Origin of the sequence: Actinoplanes sp. CA-051413, assembly GCF_050955795.1 — a bacterium.
GTDB lineage: Bacteria > Actinomycetota > Actinomycetes > Mycobacteriales > Micromonosporaceae > Actinoplanes.
Genome location: NZ_CP192100.1, coordinates 7,033,727 through 7,049,520, shown reverse-complemented (window position 1 = coordinate 7,049,520; position 15,794 = coordinate 7,033,727). Strand labels below are relative to the sequence as shown.

The following is a 15,794-nucleotide window of genomic DNA, read 5'->3' as shown; positions in this document are numbered from 1 at the left end:
GAGGGGTCCGGCTCGGGTGGCTAATGAGAGAAACGCTCCGGGATGGTGGTCCGGAGGGAATTCCGGTGAGCTTCACCCGGGTGGATGACGGCCATTCGGTGGGTCCGATGCGGCGGAACCCCGGCGATAATGCGTGCCGCGGCAGAGCGTTTGCTACGCATCCGAAATGCGTCGCGCATTCATATTGAGCCGCCCGCGCCGGCTCCGGGCTGAATGCTTTTGCCCGACCGCCCAGCCCGGCCGCCCGGTCCGCGCGGGGCTGCCGGGATCAGTCGACCAGGCCGGACTGGTAGGCGAAGACCACCAGCTGAGCGCGGTCGCGGGCGGTCAGTTTCACCATGGCCCGGCTGACGTGGGTCCGGGCTGTTGCCGGGCTCAGGACCAGGCGGGCCGCTATTTCTTCGTTGCTCAGGCCTTCGCCGACCAGGCTGACGACTTCACGTTCGCGGTCGGTGAGGGCGTCGAGGCGGGGGTGCGGGCGCAGCACGCGGGTCGGCCGGGAGGCGAACTCGCGGACGACCCGCCGGGTCACCGACGGCGACAGCAGTGCTTCGCCGGCAGCCACCAGGCGGATCGCGCGGACGAGTTCGGCCGGCTTGGTGTCCTTGATGAGGAAGCCGCTCGCGCCGTGCCGGAGGGCGTCGAAGACGTAGGCGTCGATCTCGAAGGTGGTCAGGACGATCACGCGGGTGGCGGTCAGCGCCGGATCGGCGGCGATGCGGCGGGTGGCTTCGATGCCGTCGATGCCGGGCATGCGGACGTCCATCAGGACCACGTCCGGGCGGTGCGTCCTGGTCTGCTCGACCGCGGCCAGCCCGTCTGCCGCCTCGCCGGCCACGAGCATGTCGTCCTCGCTGGTCAGCAGGGTGCGCAGGCCCAGCCGGACGAGGTCCTGGTCGTCGGCGATGACCACGCTGATCGTTCGGCCGGTGGTCATCGGCGTACCGGGAGGGTCGCGGTCACGGCGAAGCCGCCTTCCGGTTGGGGGCCCGCGGTCAGCGAGCCGCCGAGGGCTGACACGCGTTCCTTCATGCCGGCCAGGCCGTGGCCGTCGCGGGCCGGGCGGGGTGGGCCTCCCCGGCCGGTGTCGCTGATCGAGACGGTCAGGTCGTCGCCGGTCAGGGCGAGGCGGACCGAGGCGGTGGCCGTGCCCGCGTGGCGCAGGACGTTGGTCAGTGACTCCTGCACTATCCGGTACGCCGCCAGGTCGACCGCCGCGGGCAGCGAACCCAGCGGCCCGGCCACGTCGACCGCCACCGGGACACCCACCGCGCGGGTGCGGTCCACGAGCTCGTTCAGGCGGGCCAGTCCCGGGACGGGGGAGCGGTCGTCGTCGCCCCGGCGTACCGCGCCGAGGGTGGCCCGTAGCTCGTCGAGGGATTCGCGGCTGGTACGGCTGATCGCCGTCAACGCCGCTTCCGCCTGCTCCGGTTGTTTCGGCAGCACGTGCAGGGCGATGTCGGCCTGCATCATGATCGCGGCCAGGCCGTGGCCCACCACGTCGTGCACCTCCTGGGCCACTCGCAGCCGTTCGGCGTCCGCTTGGCGGCGGGCCTCGTCGCGGCGGTTCTGCAGGGCCTGCTCGCGTCCCACGCGTACGGTCACGCCGATCGCCAGCGGGCCGGCCACCCAGGCGACCTGCGGGGCGACGGCCTCCATGCCGAGCCCGTCGCCGATCAGTCCGGCGATGATCAGCAGGCCGAGGGCGCCGGCTGCCGCGATGGCGGCCTGGCCGAGCGGGCGGTGGGCCGCAACCGTGTAGACGGCGATGGCCAGGCTCAGCAGGATCGGCCCGAACGGGTAGCCGCCCAGCAGATAGAGGTACACCGCCACCGTCGTGACGGCCAGAACTGTCACGGGCAGCAGGCGCCGGGCCGCGAGCACCACGGCCGCGATGACTACCAGGGCGTACGCCCAGCCGGACACCGAGGGGATGCCCTGGTTGCGGCCCGCGGGCGCGGTGCCGGCCAGGCCGATCGCCAGCAGGACGAGCGTGAGCAGCCCGTCCGTCAGGTATCCGGGTACCCGTTTCATGACGCTCACAGGATGTCACGGCGACGCAGCAGCGCGCCGCCCGCCGCCGCGAACACCAGCAGATAGGCCCCCACGATCAGCGCGGCCTGGCCGCCCCCGACCAGCGCCTCGACGCCGGGGGTGTCGCCGCCCGCGCCGAGGGCCGCGACCAGCGAGCCCGCGTTCGGGCCGGGCAGGGCCTTCTGCAGCTGTGCCACCCAGTCGAGCAGGGGCGCGGCGATCAGAGCCAGCAGATTCTGCACGGCGAGCAGCCACACCAGGCCCAGGCCGACCGGCAGGGCGACGCCGCGCAGGGCGATGCCCAGCAGTGCGCCGAGGACCGTCCACATCGCCGCGATCAACCAGCCCGCGGCGATCCCGGCGAGCACGTCACCGACGCCCGGCCAGGCGATCGCCCGATCCTCGGCGAGCGCGACGGCGACGCTCGCCACCGCGCCCGCGGCGAACACAGTGAGCACCCCGGCGAGCGCGGCCAGGCCGAGCGTGACCAGCTTGGCGGCGTAGACGCGCAGGCGGACCGGATCCTGGGTGAGGACTGTCTTCCAGGTGCCCCAGGCGTACTCGCTGCCGACCGCCAGCACGCCGAGGATCAGCATCAGCGCCCCGAGGAACACCGGCAGGCCACCGATCGAGTTCCCGACCAGCTGATCCGGCAGCAACGCCGCCAGGCCGCGGTCGGCGCGGGGGCCGCTCGTGCCGCCCGCGTAGCCGGCATAGGGAATCAGATAGGTGAAGGTCAGGCTCAGACCGAGTGCGATCGCCAGCAACGCCCGGATCGCCGGGCGGCGCACCAGCTTGATCGTCTCGGCGCGGATGTCGTCACGCATGGCTTGCTCCTGAGGTCAGGGCCAGGAAGGCGTCCTCGAGGCTGCGTTCGTCGGCGCGCAGCTCGCTGACCGCTATGCCGGCGCCGACGAGGGCGGCGTTCACCTCGGCAGCGCGCCCTGGGGACACGGTGAGCCGCAGAGCGCCGTCGGTGACCTGGACGGCCTGCATACCGAACAAGCTCCGGGCCTGCGCCGCGGCAGCGTCCAGCGGCTCGGCGACCAGCCGCAGCCCCGGTTCGCCGCGCAGCTCAGCGACCGTGCTCTCAGCCACCAGCCGGCCGCCCGCGATGACGCCCACCCGGTCGCACAGCTCCTGCACCTCGGTCATCAAGTGGCTGGACAGCAGCACCGTGCAACCGGCCGCGCCGAGGCGGCGCACCAGCAGGCGCATGTCCGCCATACCGGCCGGATCCAGCCCGTTGGTCGGCTCGTCCAGCACGACCAAGCGCGGATCCTTGAGCAGGGCGGCGGCCACCCCCAGGCGTTGCTTCATGCCGAGCGAGTAGGTGGCATAGCGGTCGCCGGCCCGGCCGGTCAGCTCGACCTGGTCGAGCACTGCCGCGACCCGGCCGGGCCCGACGCCGGCGTGGCGGGCCATGACCCGCAGATTGTCGCGCCCGCTCAGGTACGGGTAGAAGCCCGGCCCCTCGATGAGCGCGCCGACCCCGTCGAGCCGCCCCGGAGCCCGGCCGAACAGACGCACCTCACCGGAACTGGGCCGGATCAACCCCAGCAGCATGCGCAGCGTGGTGGTCTTACCGGCGCCGTTGGGACCGAGAAAGCCGTAGACCTCGCCGGCCTCGACCCGCAGATCCAGACTGTCGACGGCGGTCAGCGTGCCGTAGCGCTTCGTGAGTCGCCGGGCCTCGACGGGTGCTGTCATGAGCCCATCGTGGCCAACGGCGGGACTACGCGCGTCCGTCCAGAGGCGTCATTTCGCGTACGTCTCAGGTCGTACGACTGGGCCTAGAGCAGCTTGCGCAGCTTGAGCAGGTCGAAGGGGTTGGCCTTGATCGACACCTGCCGGGAGGCGATCGCCCGGGTGACGTCCAGCCGGCCCGTGACCAGCGCGATCAGGTCGTCGCCGGCCGCGAGCAGGACGATCTTGGCCTTCGGGTCGTCGCCGTCGGCGATGTCGACCAGGCGGCCGCCGGCCAGGCGGGCGTGGAAGGCGGTGTCCAGGTCGCTCACCCGGCAGGCGAGCGTGCGGTCCAGATCGAGCTTGCCGCGGGTCTCGGCGTTCGCGTCCAGCCGGGCGGCGAGATCGTGCAACGCCTGCCGGCACTCGTCCACGCTGGCCAATTCCGGACCTCCTCCACGACACCACCTCGACGCTCCGCACGGTACCGCAATGCACCTGCGGGTACGCCCGGTAGCGTTGCACCAGCACACGCGTGGCGCGAGCCGGAGGGGAGCAACATGCAGGACGCATGGCGGGCGTATCTGGAGATGGCGCTCGGACTGACCGAGGCACCGCGCAAGCGGGCGCAGCAGGTGGCCGGTGAGCTCGTGAACCGTGGCGGCGCGACGGCGGCGCAGTTGCAGGGCCTGGTCGAGGATCTGATGTCGACCGGCCTGGCCAACCGCGAGGCGCTGACCAACATCGTGCGCTTTGAGGTGGATCGGGCGCTCGGCCTGGTCGGCCTGGCGACGGCCGACGAGGTGTCCGACCTCAACACCCGGGTACGCGACCTGGAACGTCAGCTGCGCCTGGCGCAGGCGCGCGCCGGCACGGTGGAAGGCAGCACGGACGGCGGTGCGGCTGCCGCTGCCGCTGACGTGACGCTCGCCGAGCCGGGCCCGGCCGACGTCGTGCCGCCGGCGAAGAAGGCTGTGGCGAAGAAGGCCGTGGCGCGCAAGGCGGTCAAGGCGACCCCGAACGCGATGCCGGCCGCCGCCGCACCCACGACGAACACGAGGCCCGCCGCGGCGACGCCGGGGCGCAAGGCCGCGAAGGCTGCCCCGCCGGCGAGCAACGGCACTTCGCCGGCTCCCGTCAAGGCTGCGACGCCCGGGGCCGTCCCGGTCAAGGGCGCACCGCCGAAGCCCGCGCCCAGCAAGGCGGGTCCGGCCAAGGCCGGCCCGAGTAAGGCGAGTCCCGCCAAGCCGGGTCCGGCCAAGACCGCTCCGGCGAAGGCCGCAGCCGCGGAACCAGCGATCCCTGCGGGAACCGCAGCTGCGCCGACCGCACCGGTGAAGGAGGCCGCGGCGGCGACCGAGCTGCCGCCGACAGCTGCGAAGAAGGCAACGGCCAACGAGGCCGCCGCGGCTACCGAACTGCCGCCGACCACGGCCGCGAAGAAGACAGCCGCCAAGAAGGCCGCGGCGAAGAAGACGACCCCGGCCGCCGGTGAGCCGGCTGCCGCCAAGAGCACCCCGGCCAAGAAGGCCGCGAAGAAGACGACCGACCCCGCCACGCCGGAGGCCACGCCGTGACGTACCCGAACCAGGCACCTCGTCCGGGCCCGCCGCCCGGCGGCTTCCGTCCGGGCCCGCCCCCCGGTGGTTTCCGTCCGGGCCCGCCGCCGCAGGGTGCCGGGCAGCCCGGCGAGCAGACCGCGCGGACGGACCCGGAGTACCGCCTGGACGCCACGGGCGGCACCGGCCACCCCGCCGTCGACGCCGTGCTGCAGTCGCTGGCCAACGCGGCCACGCTCGCCCCGGGCGATCAGATCGCCGAGTACGAGGCCGCGCACCAGGTGCTGCAGGAGACCCTGGCCAGCATCGACCGCTGATCCCCGTACCGGAGAAAAGGTTTTCATGGCCCGCCGTGCGCGTCTTGACGCCGAGCTCGTCCGCCGTAAGCTCGCCCGTTCCCGTGACCAGGCGGCCGCGCTCGTCGCGGCCGGCCGGGTGCAGGTGCGTGGCACCGTGGCGCAGAAGGTCGCCACCATGATCGACCCGGCCGATCCGGTGGTGGTCACCGGCGACGACCCGGCCACCGAGTACGTCTCCCGGGGCAGTCACAAGCTGGCCGGGGCGCTGGCCGCCTTCACCGGGCTCGCCGTCGAGGGCCGCCGCTGTCTCGACGCCGGCGCCTCCACCGGCGGCTTCACCGACGTGCTGCTGCGGCGGGGCGCCGGGCACGTGTACGCCGTCGACGTCGGCTACGGGCAGCTCGCCTGGCCGCTGCGTACCGATGAGCGCGTGACCGTGATGGAACGCACGAATGTGCGTACCTTGACGCCCGACGTTCTCGGCGGCCCGGTCGATCTCACCGTCGCCGATCTTTCTTTCATCTCCCTGCGGCTCGTGCTGCCCGCGCTCGCCGCCTGCACCGGCATCGACGGTGATCTCGCGCTGATGGTCAAGCCGCAGTTCGAGGTGGGCAAGGAGCGGGTCGGTTCCGGCGGTGTCGTCCGTGATCCGCTGCTGCGCGCCGAGGCCGTCCTCGACGTCGCCGCCACGGGCGCTCAGCTGGGGCTCGGCGTCGCCGGGGTGGCCGCCAGCCCGCTGCCCGGCCCGAGCGGCAACGTGGAGTTCTTCCTGTGGTTCCGCCGGGACGCCCCGCCGGCCGACGAGGCCCGCGTGCACGCCGTGGTCGCCGCCGGCCCGTCCGGCGCGGTAGCCTCCGCCGGGCCGGCATCGACGCCGGTTTCGCCCCTGATGGAGGATTCGTGACGCGGTCCGCCTTGCTGGTCACCCACACCGGCCGCCGGCAGAGCACCCAGCATGCCCAGACCGTCGCCCGCGACCTGGTCGCGGCCGGTTTTGAGGTACGGGTGATCGCCCAGGAGGTCGCCGACCTGGAGTTGCCGCCCGGCGTCACGCCGGTCGACGACCCCACGGCCGCCGAGGGTGTGGAGATCGTCTTCGCGCTCGGCGGTGACGGCACCTTCCTGCGCGCCGCCGAGCTCGCGCGGCCGGCCAAGGCGCCGCTGCTCGGCATCAACCTCGGCAAGGTCGGCTTCCTGGCCGAGGCCGAGCTGAACAACATCGACCAGACCGTGCGCGAGATCGTCGCCGGCGACTACACGGTGGACGAACGGCTCACCCTGGACGTCCGCGCCGAGTACGACGGCCGGCTCATCGCCGACTCGTGGGCGCTCAACGAGGTCAGCGTCGAGAAGGGGCAGCGGGCGCAGATGCTCGAGCTGCTCGTCGACGTGGACGGGCGGCCGCTGTCCCGGTACGGCTGCGACGGTGTCGTGTGCGCCACTCCGACCGGCTCCACGGCGTACGCGTTCTCGGCCGGCGGCCCGGTGGTGTGGCCCGAGGTCGAGGCCCTGCTGCTCGTGCCGATAAGTGCGCACGCCCTGTTCAGCAAGCCCATCGTCACCGCTCCCACCTCGACATTCGTGATCACGGTCGACCCGTACACGTCGTTCGCGGTGCTCTGCTGCGACGGCCGGCGCACGTGGGATCTGCCGCCGGGTGCGCAGGTCACGGTCCGGCGCGGGGAGCTGCCCGTCCGTCTCGTACGGCTCAACCCGCGCCCGTTCACCGACACGCTCGTGGCGAAGTTCGCCCTGCCGGTCGACGGCTGGCGCGGCAACCGCCGCTGACCGTCTGACCGGTTGCGGTGGGCAATTGTCGGTGGGCACCGATACTGTTCGCCCTGTGCTGGAGGAACTGCGCATCACCGGGCTCGGCGTCATCGACGACACGACCTTGAGGCTGACTACGGGCATGAATGCCATCACCGGTGAGACCGGTGCCGGCAAGACCATGGTGGTGACCGGTCTCGGGCTGCTGTTCGGCGGCCGTGCCGACGCCGGGCGGGTCCGCGCGGATCCGGGCCGGGCGGTGGTCGAGGGCCGCCTGCGGCTCGCCGGGACGCTCGGCGACGCGGTGCAGACCCGCATCACCGACGCCGGTGGCGAGATGGACGACGACGGCTCGGTGCTGCTCAGCCGCACGGTGACCATCGAGGGCCGGTCGCGCGCGCACGTCGGCGGCCGCAGCATGCCGGTGGCCATGCTCAGCGAGGTCGGCGAGCAGGTCGTGGCTGTGCACGGGCAGTCCGACCAGCTGCGCCTGCTGCGCCCGTCCGAGCAGCGGGCTGCGCTGGACCGCTTCGCCGGCCCCGAGCACGAGAAGCTGCTGGAGAGCTACCGCGAGGCGTTCACCCGCTGGCGGGCCGTGGTCGAGGATCTGGCCGACCGCCGCCGGCACGCCCGCGAGCGCAACCAGGAGGCCGACCTGCTGACCCTGGGTCTCGACGAGATCACCCGGGTCGACCCGCAGCCCGGCGAGGACGACGACCTGCGCGCCGAGGTGCAGCGCCTGGAGCACGCCGAGGGCCTGCGCACGGCCGCCGCGATCGCCGCCCAGGCGCTGGCCGGCGGCGTGGAGGACACGGAAGAGACCCCGGACGCGACGCTGCTGCTGGGCACCGCCCGGCGCACGCTGGAGGCGCAGGCCGGCGTCGACCCGGCGCTGGGCGAGCTGGCCGCCCGGGTCGAGGAGGCCGCCACCCTGGTCGGCGACGTCTCCGCGGAGCTGTCGGCTTACCTCAGCTCGCTGGACGCGGATCCGGCCCGGCTCGAGGTCATCTACGAGCGTCGGGCCGCGCTGCGCGCGCTGACCCGTAAGTACGCCGACGACGTCGAGGGCGTCATCGCCTGGGCTGAGAACGCGCGCACCCGGCTCGCCGCGCTGGACACCTCCGACGAGCTGCTGGAGGAGCTCGACAAGGAGCGCTTGCGGCTCGCCGCGACCGTCGGTGAGCTGGCCGCCCGGCTGACCGCCGCCCGGATCGAGGCCGCCGGCCGCTTCTCCGACCAGGTCAGCGTCGAGCTGGCCGGGCTGGCCATGCCGCACGCCCGGGTCGAGATCGTCGTGCAGCCGCGGACCGGCGGGCGCGACGAGCCCACCGTCCCGGTCGACGGGACCGAGGTGGCCGTCGGGCCGGACGGCGGCGACGAGATCGAGCTGCGGCTGATCGCGCACCCCGGCGCACCCGCGCTGCCCCTGCAGAAGGGCGCCTCGGGCGGTGAGCTCTCCCGGGTCATGCTGGCCATAGAGGTGGTGTTCGCCGGCGCCGGTGGCCCGCCCACGCTGGTCTTCGACGAGGTCGACGCGGGTGTCGGCGGTCAGGCCGCGGTGGAGATCGGCCGGCGGCTGGCCCGGCTCGCGCGCACCCACCAGGTGCTGGTCGTGACCCACCTGCCGCAGGTGGCCGCGTTCGCCGACCGGCATCTCGTGGTCGCCAAGGACACCAGCGGGGCGATCACCACCAGCGGCGTGCGGATCGTCGAGGAGACCGAGCGGGCCCGCGAGCTGGCCCGGATGCTGGCCGGCCTGCCCGACTCCGACCTGGGCATCGCCCACGCGGAGGAGCTGCTGGCCGTCGCCGACAAGGAGAAGCGAGCCTGAGCGGCCCGGGAACGCCGGGGACCACAATGAGTGACGGGTAATTCGTACCTTTTGTCGGTGACGTTGTGCATGTCGCGTGCGGCCGAGGTGAAACGGCGTGTCAGGATGGCCGGGATGCGACTTCCCACCTTGCGCCGGACCCGGAGCGTCGAACCGGGAGCGTTCTCCGGCACCGCCCGACTGGATCGCCGGACCAAGCGCCTGGTCGGACGGCTGCGCCCCGGTGACATCGCCGTGATCGACCACGTCGACATCGACCGCGTCGCGGCCGACTCGCTGGTCGCCGTCGGCGTCGCGGCGGTGCTCAACGTCAAGCCCTCGATCTCCGGCCGCTACCCGAACCTCGGGCCCGAGGTGCTGATCCAGGCCGGCATCGTGCTCATCGACGACCTCGGCGAAGAGGTCTTCGACCGGATCAGCGAGGGCGACGTCGTCAGCATCTCCGACGACACCGTGCTGCTCGACGGCGAGCCGATCGCCACCGGCATCCGGCAGGACACCCAGACCGTCGCCGCCGCCATGGCCGACGCCCGTGAGGGCCTGTCCGTGCAGCTCGAGGCCTTCGCCGCGAACACCATGGACTACCTCAAGCAGGAGCGCGACCTGCTGCTCGACGGTGTCGGCGTGCCGGACGTGCAGACCCAGATCGCCGGCCGGCACGTGCTCATCGTGGTCCGCGGTTACGACTACAAGGCCGACCTGGACGTGCTGCGGCCCTACATCCGTGAGTTCAAGCCGGTGCTGATCGGCGTCGACGGCGGCGCGGACGCGCTGGTCGAGACCGGCTACACGCCCGACATCATCATCGGCGACATGGACTCGGTCACCGACGACGTGCTGCGCTGCGGCGCCGAGGTGATCGTGCACGCGTACCCGGACGGCCGCGCTCCCGGCCTGGACCGGGTGCACGGGCTCGGCGTGCCCGCGGTGACCTTCCCCGCCGCCGCCACCAGCGAGGATCTCGCCATGCTGCTGGCCGACGACAAGGGCGCCACGCTGATCGTCGCCGTCGGCACGCACGCCAACCTGGTCGAGTTCCTCGACAAGGGCCGCGGCGGCATGGCCTCGACGTTCTTGACCCGGCTCAAGGTCGGCGGCAAGCTGGTCGACGCCAAGGGCGTGAGCCGGCTCTACAAGCAGAACATCTCCGGGTCCTCGCTGGTGCTGCTCGTTCTCTCGGCGATCGCGGCGATGGCCTCGGCGGTCACGGTCTCCACGGTCGGCAAGGCCTATCTCTCCGTGATGTCCGAGTGGTGGGACAATCTCGTCTTCCAGTTAGGACAGCTCTTCTAATCCGCGAGTGACCAAGAGGCTTTGGCGTGATCAACTTCCGGTACCACGTGGTGTCGCTCACCGCGGTCTTCCTCGCCCTGGCGATCGGCCTGGTGGTCGGCACCGCCGCGCTCAACGGGCCGGTCGTCGACACGCTCAAGGACCGCGTCGACGCCCTCAGCAACGACAACACCAACTACCGTGAGCAGGCGAACCAGTACCGTAAGGAACTGAACAGCACCCAGGACTTCGCCACCCAGGTCTCGCCCGCGCTGCTCAACGGCAAGCTCACCGGCCGCAAGATCCTCGTGGTGGTCCTGCCCAGCGGTCAGGACTACGCCGACGGCACCATCGCGATGCTCAAGGTCGCGGGGGCCGCGATCACCGGTACGGTCACCGTGCAGGACAAGTTCTTCGAGCCGGCGAACGCGTTCGAGCTGCTGGACCTGGCCGACAAGGCGTCGCAGCCGACCGTGCCCGCCGAGGGGCTCCCGCTCAACAGCGACGGTGTCGAGACGTCCAGCGCGCTGCTCGCCGTCGCCCTGCTGCAGAAGCCGCTGGCAGTGACGCCCGGTGACCTCACCGCCGTGCTGACCGCCTACACCGAGCCCGGCTACCTCAACGTCTCCGACGACATCGTGCCCGGCGCCGAGGCCACCGTGGTGGTCTCCGGGCTGCCGCCGGTCGATCGGGACGCCGCCAAGAAGAACCAGAACGCGGTCACCCTGGCCAACCAGTTCCACAAGGACCGGCCGCTGGTCGTCGGGGGCAACGGCATCGGCGACGGCAACCTGGTCGGCGAGATCCGCTCCGACCCGACGCTGGTCAAGGAGATATCCACGGTGGACAACGTCAGCACCGCACAGGGACAGCTGGCCACGGCGCTGACCGTCGTCGAGCGGGTGGTGGCGGGCAAGGTCGGCCAGTACGGGCTGTCGGCCGGCGCCAGCGCGCTCGTGCCCAAAGCGGCGGGCTGAGTTCGTCCACAGGGTGCGCCGGGCGCGGGCCCGGACCGCCTAGACTCGGCGATCGGTCGCCGAGGGGCGCGGCCCGGCGAGGCGGGAGTGCAGGGACATGGCCGGCAAGGTCTGGAAGTCGTTCGGTACCGGGGCCGTGGTGGCCCGCGCGGCGCTGGCCTGGATCCGCCATGATCCGTACGCGGCCCGCCTGGAACGGACCAACTTCCACGGCCGCACGGTCACTCTGGCGGGTGGTCCTGCCCTCGCGCTGGGCGCCACCGCCGGGGCAGCGCTCGGAGCGCCCAGCACAGCCGCGACCGCCGCGGTGGTCACCGCGGGCGTCACGGCCGGGGCCGTCGGCTTCTACGACGACGTGGTCGGCAACCGGCCCGAGCAGAAGGCCGCCAAGGGCTTCGCCGGGCACCTGGGGGCGCTGCGCGAGGGCCGGGTCACGAGCGGCCTGGTCAAGATCGCCGGCGTCGGTGCCGCCGGACTGGTCGCCGCGACCCTGCTCGCCACCGACCCGCAGGTGCGCGCCCACCGTGGCCGCCGCAACGGTGGCGCCGTGCGCGGCGCCACCGACGTGCTGCTCGGCGCCGGCGTCATCGCCGGCACCGCCAATCTGCTCAATCTGCTCGACCTGCGCCCCGGCCGGGCGCTGAAGGCCGGCACGCTCATCGGAGTTCCGCTGGCCGTCGGCCGCGGGGGAGGCGTCGCCGCCGGCACGCTGGGGGCGGGCGCCGCCCTGCTGCCGGCCGACCTCGGCGAGGAGATCATGCTCGGCGACGCGGGCGCCAACGCCCTCGGTGCGCTGCTCGGCGTGGCCCTCGCAGCCCGCACCGGTCCGGCCGGGCGGGCCGTCGCGCTCACCGTGCTGGCGGCGCTCACCGCGGCCAGCGAGAAGGTCAGCTTCACCAAGGTCATCCAGGACACGCCGTGGCTGCGCGAGCTCGACGCGCTGGGCCGCCGGCCGGCGGAATGACCGAAACCGCACCTGCGCCGCGTTCCGGGGCCGGGCGCATCGTCGGGGCGGCCGCGCTCATCGCCGGTCTCACCGTGCTCGCCCGCATCGCCGGCTTCGGCCGCACGGTGGTGTTCATCAGCACGGTCCGCGACAACTCGCTCGGTGACCTCTACAACGCGGCCAACACCGTGCCGAACATCGTCTTCGAGCTGGTCGCGGGCGGGGCGCTGGCCAGCCTGGTGGTGCCGCTGCTGGCCGGGGCGGTGGCGGCGGGCGACCGGGAGCGGGTCAACGCGGTGGCGTCGGCGCTGCTGACCTGGACGTTGCTGCTGTTGGTGCCGCTGGCACTGCTGGTCGCGCTGTTCGCCGGGCACATCGTCGGCCTGCTGCCGCACATGCCACCCGACGCCCACGAGGTGGGCACGCGCATGCTGCGGATCTTCGCTCCGCAACTCCCGCTGTACGGGGTGGGCATCGTGCTCACCGGCGTCCTGCAGGCCCACCACCGCTTCGCCTGGCCCGTGATCGCCCCCCTGCTGTCCAGTGTCACCGTGATGGGGGCGTATCTCACGTACGCGCTGGTCGACGGCCGCGGCAGCGGACTCGGTCGCCTGACCACCGGCGGTGAGCTGGCCCTGTCCCTGGGCACCACGCTGGGCGTCGTCGTGCTAAGCCTGTGCCTGCTGATCCCGCTGCGCGGCCTGCGCCTGCGGATGCGACCGGCGCTGCGCTTCCCGGGCGACGCGGGACGCCAGGTCGTCCGCCTCGGCTGGGCCGGCGCCGTCACCGTCGGCTCCCAGCAGCTCATGGTCGTGGTCGTGCTCGCCCTGGCGGCCGGCGACGGCGACCTGACCCGGTTCAACCTGGCCCAGGCGCTGTATCTGCTGCCCTGGGCGGTGCTGGCCGTGCCGCTGGCCACCGCCGCATACCCGACGTTGTCCGCGACAGCCGAGCGTGGCGACGAGGACGGCTACCGTGCCGCGCTGGCCGGGACGGCCCGTACGGTCGCGCTGCTGGCCTGCCTCGGCGGTGCGGCCCTGGTGGCCGTCGCTCAGCCGGTCGCAGCGTTGCTCGGCACACCACAGGCCGCGCCCGGCATCGTGGGATTCGCGCCCGGCCTGCTGGGCTACGCCCTGTTCGCGCTGCTCTCGCGCGCGCTCTACGCCCGCGGTGCGACGGCGTCCGCGGCTGCGGCCACCGCGGCGGGCTGGGCGGTCGCCGCGCTGGCGGCGCTCATCCTGACCGCCGCGCTGCCCGGCGACGACCGGGTGCTCGCGCTGGCCCTGGCCAACAGCGTCGGCATGCTCGCGCTGGGGGCGTTGCTGGTGGCTGCCGTACGCCGCCGCGCCGGCCCCGGAGCACTGACGGGACTGCCCCGCGCGACCGTCGTCGGTATCGTGGCGGCGGTCGTGGCCGGACTGGCCGGGTGGGGTGCGGTCGAGGGCCTGCGGCACGTGTCCGGGGCCACCCCGGCAGGCGGGGCGAGCCTGCTCTCGGGCATGCTGGGCGGTGTCGTGGTGGTGGTCGTCTTCCTCGCGGTGACCTACCCGCTGGACCGCCACGACCTGCGGCCCCTGGTCGCCACCGTGACCGGGCGGATCCGCCGGAAGCCGACACCGGACGAGAAAGGCGCAACGTGACCGACGCAGCGCGGGCGACGACGTGGCACGGCTCGGTCGCACTGGTGCTGGGCTCCAGCACCGGCGGCGTCGGACAGCACGTGGCCTCGCTGACCCGCGGCCTGATCGCGGCCGGCTGCCGGGTGCTGGTGTGCGGGCCCACCGCGGCCGACGAGCTGTTCGGCTTCTCCGCGGCCGGGGCCCAGTTCGCCCCGGTGGAGATCCCGGCCAACCCCGGCCCGCAGGACTCCGGCGCGGTCCGCGCTCTGCGCAAGGCACTGACCGGCCGCGACATCGACGTCGTGCACGCGCACGGGCTGCGCGCGGCGTTCGTGGCCTCACTGGCCCGGCCCGCCGCGCCGCTGGTGGTCACCTGGCACAACGCGGTCCTCGCCCGCGGCCTGCGCGGCCAGGCCTCGGCGCTGGTCGAACGGATCGTCGCCCGGGCCGCCACGCTGACCCTGGGCGCGTCCGAAGACCTGGTGCAGCGCGCCGCGTCGCTGGGTGCCCGTAACGCGCGCCTCGGGGCGGTCGCCGCGCCGGCTTTGAGCGCGCCCAAGCGCAGCCGCGCCGCAGTGCGCGCCGAGTTCCGGCTCACTCCGGACACCCCGCTGATCCTGTCGGTCGGCCGGCTGCACCCGCAGAAGCGGTACGACATCCTGGTCGAGGCCGCCGCCCGCTGGCGGGACCTGACGCCGGCGCCGATGGTCGTGGTGGCGGGGTCCGGGCCCAGCTACATGCTGCTGGCCCAGCGGGCGTCGGAGCTGCGCGCCAAGTTCTTCCTGCTCGGCCACCGCAAGGACGTGCCCGACCTGCTGGCCGGCGCCGACCTGGCCGTGATCACCAGCGACTGGGAAGCGCGTCAGCTGTTCGCCCAGGAGGCGCTGCATGCCGGGGTGCCGCTGGTCAGCACGGCTGTGGGCGGGCTGCCCGGGCTGGTGGGGGACGCGGCGGTGCTGATCCCGCCGGGTGACGTGGACGCGCTGGATACGGCGGTGCGAGAGTTGCTGGCCGACCCGGCCAAGCGGGCGGAGTATGCGGCTCGGGGGCCGCGGCAGGCTGCTACCTGGCCGTCCGAGGAGGACACTGTTGCGGACGTGCTCGCCGCATATGCGTCGGTGACCACGAGCGCACGGGCAGGTCAGGGGTGAGCGACCCGAGTTCCGGCCTCCACTCACCCGATCCGGACGACGAGTCGACGCCCGATGTGGGCGCGGCGGGGTCGGGCGCTGGGCGGACGCCTGCAGCGGGCTCGGGCGCTGGGCGCACGCCTTCGGTGGGTGAAGCCGCGCGGGCCGACGCGCCTCGCGCGGAGAAGCCAACCGCGGCTACCGGGCGTGACGCGGTGGAGGTCGATCAGCCCGCCGCGGGGGAGAAGCCGGCCGATCGTCGCGACGCGGCGAGGGCGGCGGAGGCGAAGCCGGATGGCGGGGAGACCGCGACCGAAGCAGATCCGAAGGATGCCGCGAAGGCCGCCACGAGCAGCACCGACCCTGATCGCACCGCGATGACGGCCCGAGCCGACGCGCGTCCTGCCGACGCTGCGAAGGCGGCCGCAAGCGCGAAAGACCGGCAGGACGGCGTTGCCCTGCGGGACAACCCGATGGCCGGAAACTCGGACAGCCCGGCGAGTCCGAAGAGCGACGCGCAAGCCCGGAAGGCAGGCACGCCGGACCGCGATCCGGGCAGCCCGGTAAGCCGCGAAGGCGGCACGGACACGGCCGGGAAAGCCGGAGACCGCAAGCTGGCCGATCCGAACAAGCGAAAGGCCCGCAAACCCACCACCGCCCGGCCGCGAAGG

At 73.3% G+C, this 15,794-nt stretch carries 14 protein-coding genes and 1 pseudogene; 10 read left to right on the top strand and 5 right to left on the bottom strand.

Features of this window, described 5'->3' with window-relative positions; translation table 11 throughout:
- Positions 1-268: 268 nt before the first annotated feature.
- The 5 genes from ACQP2Y_RS33115 to ACQP2Y_RS33095 all read right to left on the bottom strand — a co-directional run bounded on the left by ACQP2Y_RS33115 (position 269) and on the right by ACQP2Y_RS33095 (position 4,163).
- A complete protein-coding gene (locus tag ACQP2Y_RS33115) occupies positions 269-937 on the bottom strand; it encodes a response regulator transcription factor (RefSeq protein ID WP_433719677.1) in 669 nt (222 codons plus the stop codon).
- Entirely contained in the window at positions 934-2,034 is a 1,101-nt protein-coding gene (locus tag ACQP2Y_RS33110; protein ID WP_433719675.1) for a sensor histidine kinase, read from the bottom strand. The genes ACQP2Y_RS33115 and ACQP2Y_RS33110 overlap by 4 nt, the downstream gene beginning before the upstream one ends.
- 5 nt (positions 2,035-2,039) lie before the next feature.
- Positions 2,040-2,861, bottom strand: coding sequence for an ABC transporter permease (locus ACQP2Y_RS33105; RefSeq protein WP_433719673.1), 822 nt, complete (start codon positions 2,859-2,861; stop codon positions 2,040-2,042).
- Positions 2,854-3,744 carry an ABC transporter ATP-binding protein gene (locus ACQP2Y_RS33100; RefSeq protein ID WP_433719670.1) on the bottom strand — a complete coding sequence of 297 codons (891 nt, stop codon included), beginning with the start codon at positions 3,742-3,744 and terminating at the stop codon, positions 2,854-2,856. Before ACQP2Y_RS33100 ends, ACQP2Y_RS33105 begins: the two co-directional genes overlap by 8 nt.
- Before the next feature lie 83 nt (positions 3,745-3,827).
- Positions 3,828-4,163 (bottom strand): SCP2 sterol-binding domain-containing protein, encoded by a 336-nt coding sequence (locus ACQP2Y_RS33095; protein WP_433719668.1) that lies wholly within the window; start codon positions 4,161-4,163, stop codon positions 3,828-3,830.
- 117 nt (positions 4,164-4,280) lie between these two features.
- On the opposite strand from ACQP2Y_RS33095, the pseudogene ACQP2Y_RS33090 reads away from it, so the two are divergent.
- The 10 genes and pseudogenes from ACQP2Y_RS33090 to ACQP2Y_RS33045 all read left to right on the top strand — a co-directional run.
- Positions 4,281-4,826, top strand: a pseudogene (locus tag ACQP2Y_RS33090) (phasin family protein); the annotation flags it as partial.
- Between the two features lie 467 nt (positions 4,827-5,293).
- The gene (locus ACQP2Y_RS33085; RefSeq protein ID WP_433719665.1) at positions 5,294-5,596 is read left to right on the top strand and encodes a hypothetical protein; all 303 of its coding nucleotides are present in this window, start codon (positions 5,294-5,296) and stop codon (positions 5,594-5,596) included.
- A gap of 25 nt (positions 5,597-5,621) precedes the next feature.
- Complete coding sequence (locus ACQP2Y_RS33080) at positions 5,622-6,482, top strand: TlyA family RNA methyltransferase (protein ID WP_433719662.1); 861 nt, start codon at positions 5,622-5,624, stop codon at positions 6,480-6,482.
- Positions 6,479-7,366, top strand: coding sequence for an NAD kinase (locus ACQP2Y_RS33075; protein ID WP_433719659.1), 888 nt, complete (start codon positions 6,479-6,481; stop codon positions 7,364-7,366). The genes ACQP2Y_RS33080 and ACQP2Y_RS33075 overlap by 4 nt, the downstream gene beginning before the upstream one ends.
- Before the next feature lie 55 nt (positions 7,367-7,421).
- Complete coding sequence (gene recN / locus ACQP2Y_RS33070; RefSeq protein WP_433719657.1) at positions 7,422-9,179, top strand: DNA repair protein RecN; 1,758 nt, start codon at positions 7,422-7,424, stop codon at positions 9,177-9,179.
- A gap of 114 nt (positions 9,180-9,293) precedes the next feature.
- A complete protein-coding gene (gene steA, locus ACQP2Y_RS33065) occupies positions 9,294-10,472 on the top strand; it encodes a putative cytokinetic ring protein SteA (RefSeq protein ID WP_433719654.1) in 1,179 nt (392 codons plus the stop codon).
- 26 nt (positions 10,473-10,498) lie between these two features.
- Entirely contained in the window at positions 10,499-11,428 is a 930-nt protein-coding gene (locus tag ACQP2Y_RS33060) for a copper transporter (RefSeq protein WP_433719651.1), read from the top strand.
- Between the two features lie 97 nt (positions 11,429-11,525).
- Positions 11,526-12,392 carry a hypothetical protein gene (locus tag ACQP2Y_RS33055; RefSeq protein WP_433719649.1) on the top strand — a complete coding sequence of 289 codons (867 nt, stop codon included), beginning with the start codon at positions 11,526-11,528 and terminating at the stop codon, positions 12,390-12,392.
- Positions 12,389-14,014: a murein biosynthesis integral membrane protein MurJ gene (murJ, locus tag ACQP2Y_RS33050; protein ID WP_433719646.1), complete on the top strand. Its 1,626-nt coding sequence runs from the start codon at positions 12,389-12,391 to the stop codon at positions 14,012-14,014. The genes ACQP2Y_RS33055 and murJ overlap by 4 nt, the downstream gene beginning before the upstream one ends.
- Positions 14,011-15,144, top strand: coding sequence for a glycosyltransferase family 4 protein (locus ACQP2Y_RS33045; protein WP_433719643.1), 1,134 nt, complete (start codon positions 14,011-14,013; stop codon positions 15,142-15,144). The genes murJ and ACQP2Y_RS33045 overlap by 4 nt, the downstream gene beginning before the upstream one ends.
- Positions 15,145-15,794: the final 650 nt, after the last annotated feature.

Bases quoted from the DNA above. Each gene is read 5' to 3' on its own strand.
- ACQP2Y_RS33110 (WP_433719675.1), bottom strand. From the start codon at position 2,034: ATGAAACGGGTACCCGGATACCTGACGGACGGGCTGCTCACGCTCGTC.
- ACQP2Y_RS33055 (WP_433719649.1), top strand. From the start codon at position 11,526: ATGGCCGGCAAGGTCTGGAAGTCGTTCGGTACCGGGGCCGTGGTGGCC.
- ACQP2Y_RS33080 (WP_433719662.1), top strand. From the start codon at position 5,622: ATGGCCCGCCGTGCGCGTCTTGACGCCGAGCTCGTCCGCCGTAAGCTC.
- steA (WP_433719654.1), top strand. From the start codon at position 9,294: ATGCGACTTCCCACCTTGCGCCGGACCCGGAGCGTCGAACCGGGAGCG.
- ACQP2Y_RS33105 (WP_433719673.1), bottom strand. From the start codon at position 2,861: ATGCGTGACGACATCCGCGCCGAGACGATCAAGCTGGTGCGCCGCCCG.
- murJ (WP_433719646.1), top strand. From the start codon at position 12,389: ATGACCGAAACCGCACCTGCGCCGCGTTCCGGGGCCGGGCGCATCGTC.
- ACQP2Y_RS33115 (WP_433719677.1), bottom strand. From the start codon at position 937: ATGACCACCGGCCGAACGATCAGCGTGGTCATCGCCGACGACCAGGAC.
- ACQP2Y_RS33100 (WP_433719670.1), bottom strand. From the start codon at position 3,744: ATGACAGCACCCGTCGAGGCCCGGCGACTCACGAAGCGCTACGGCACG.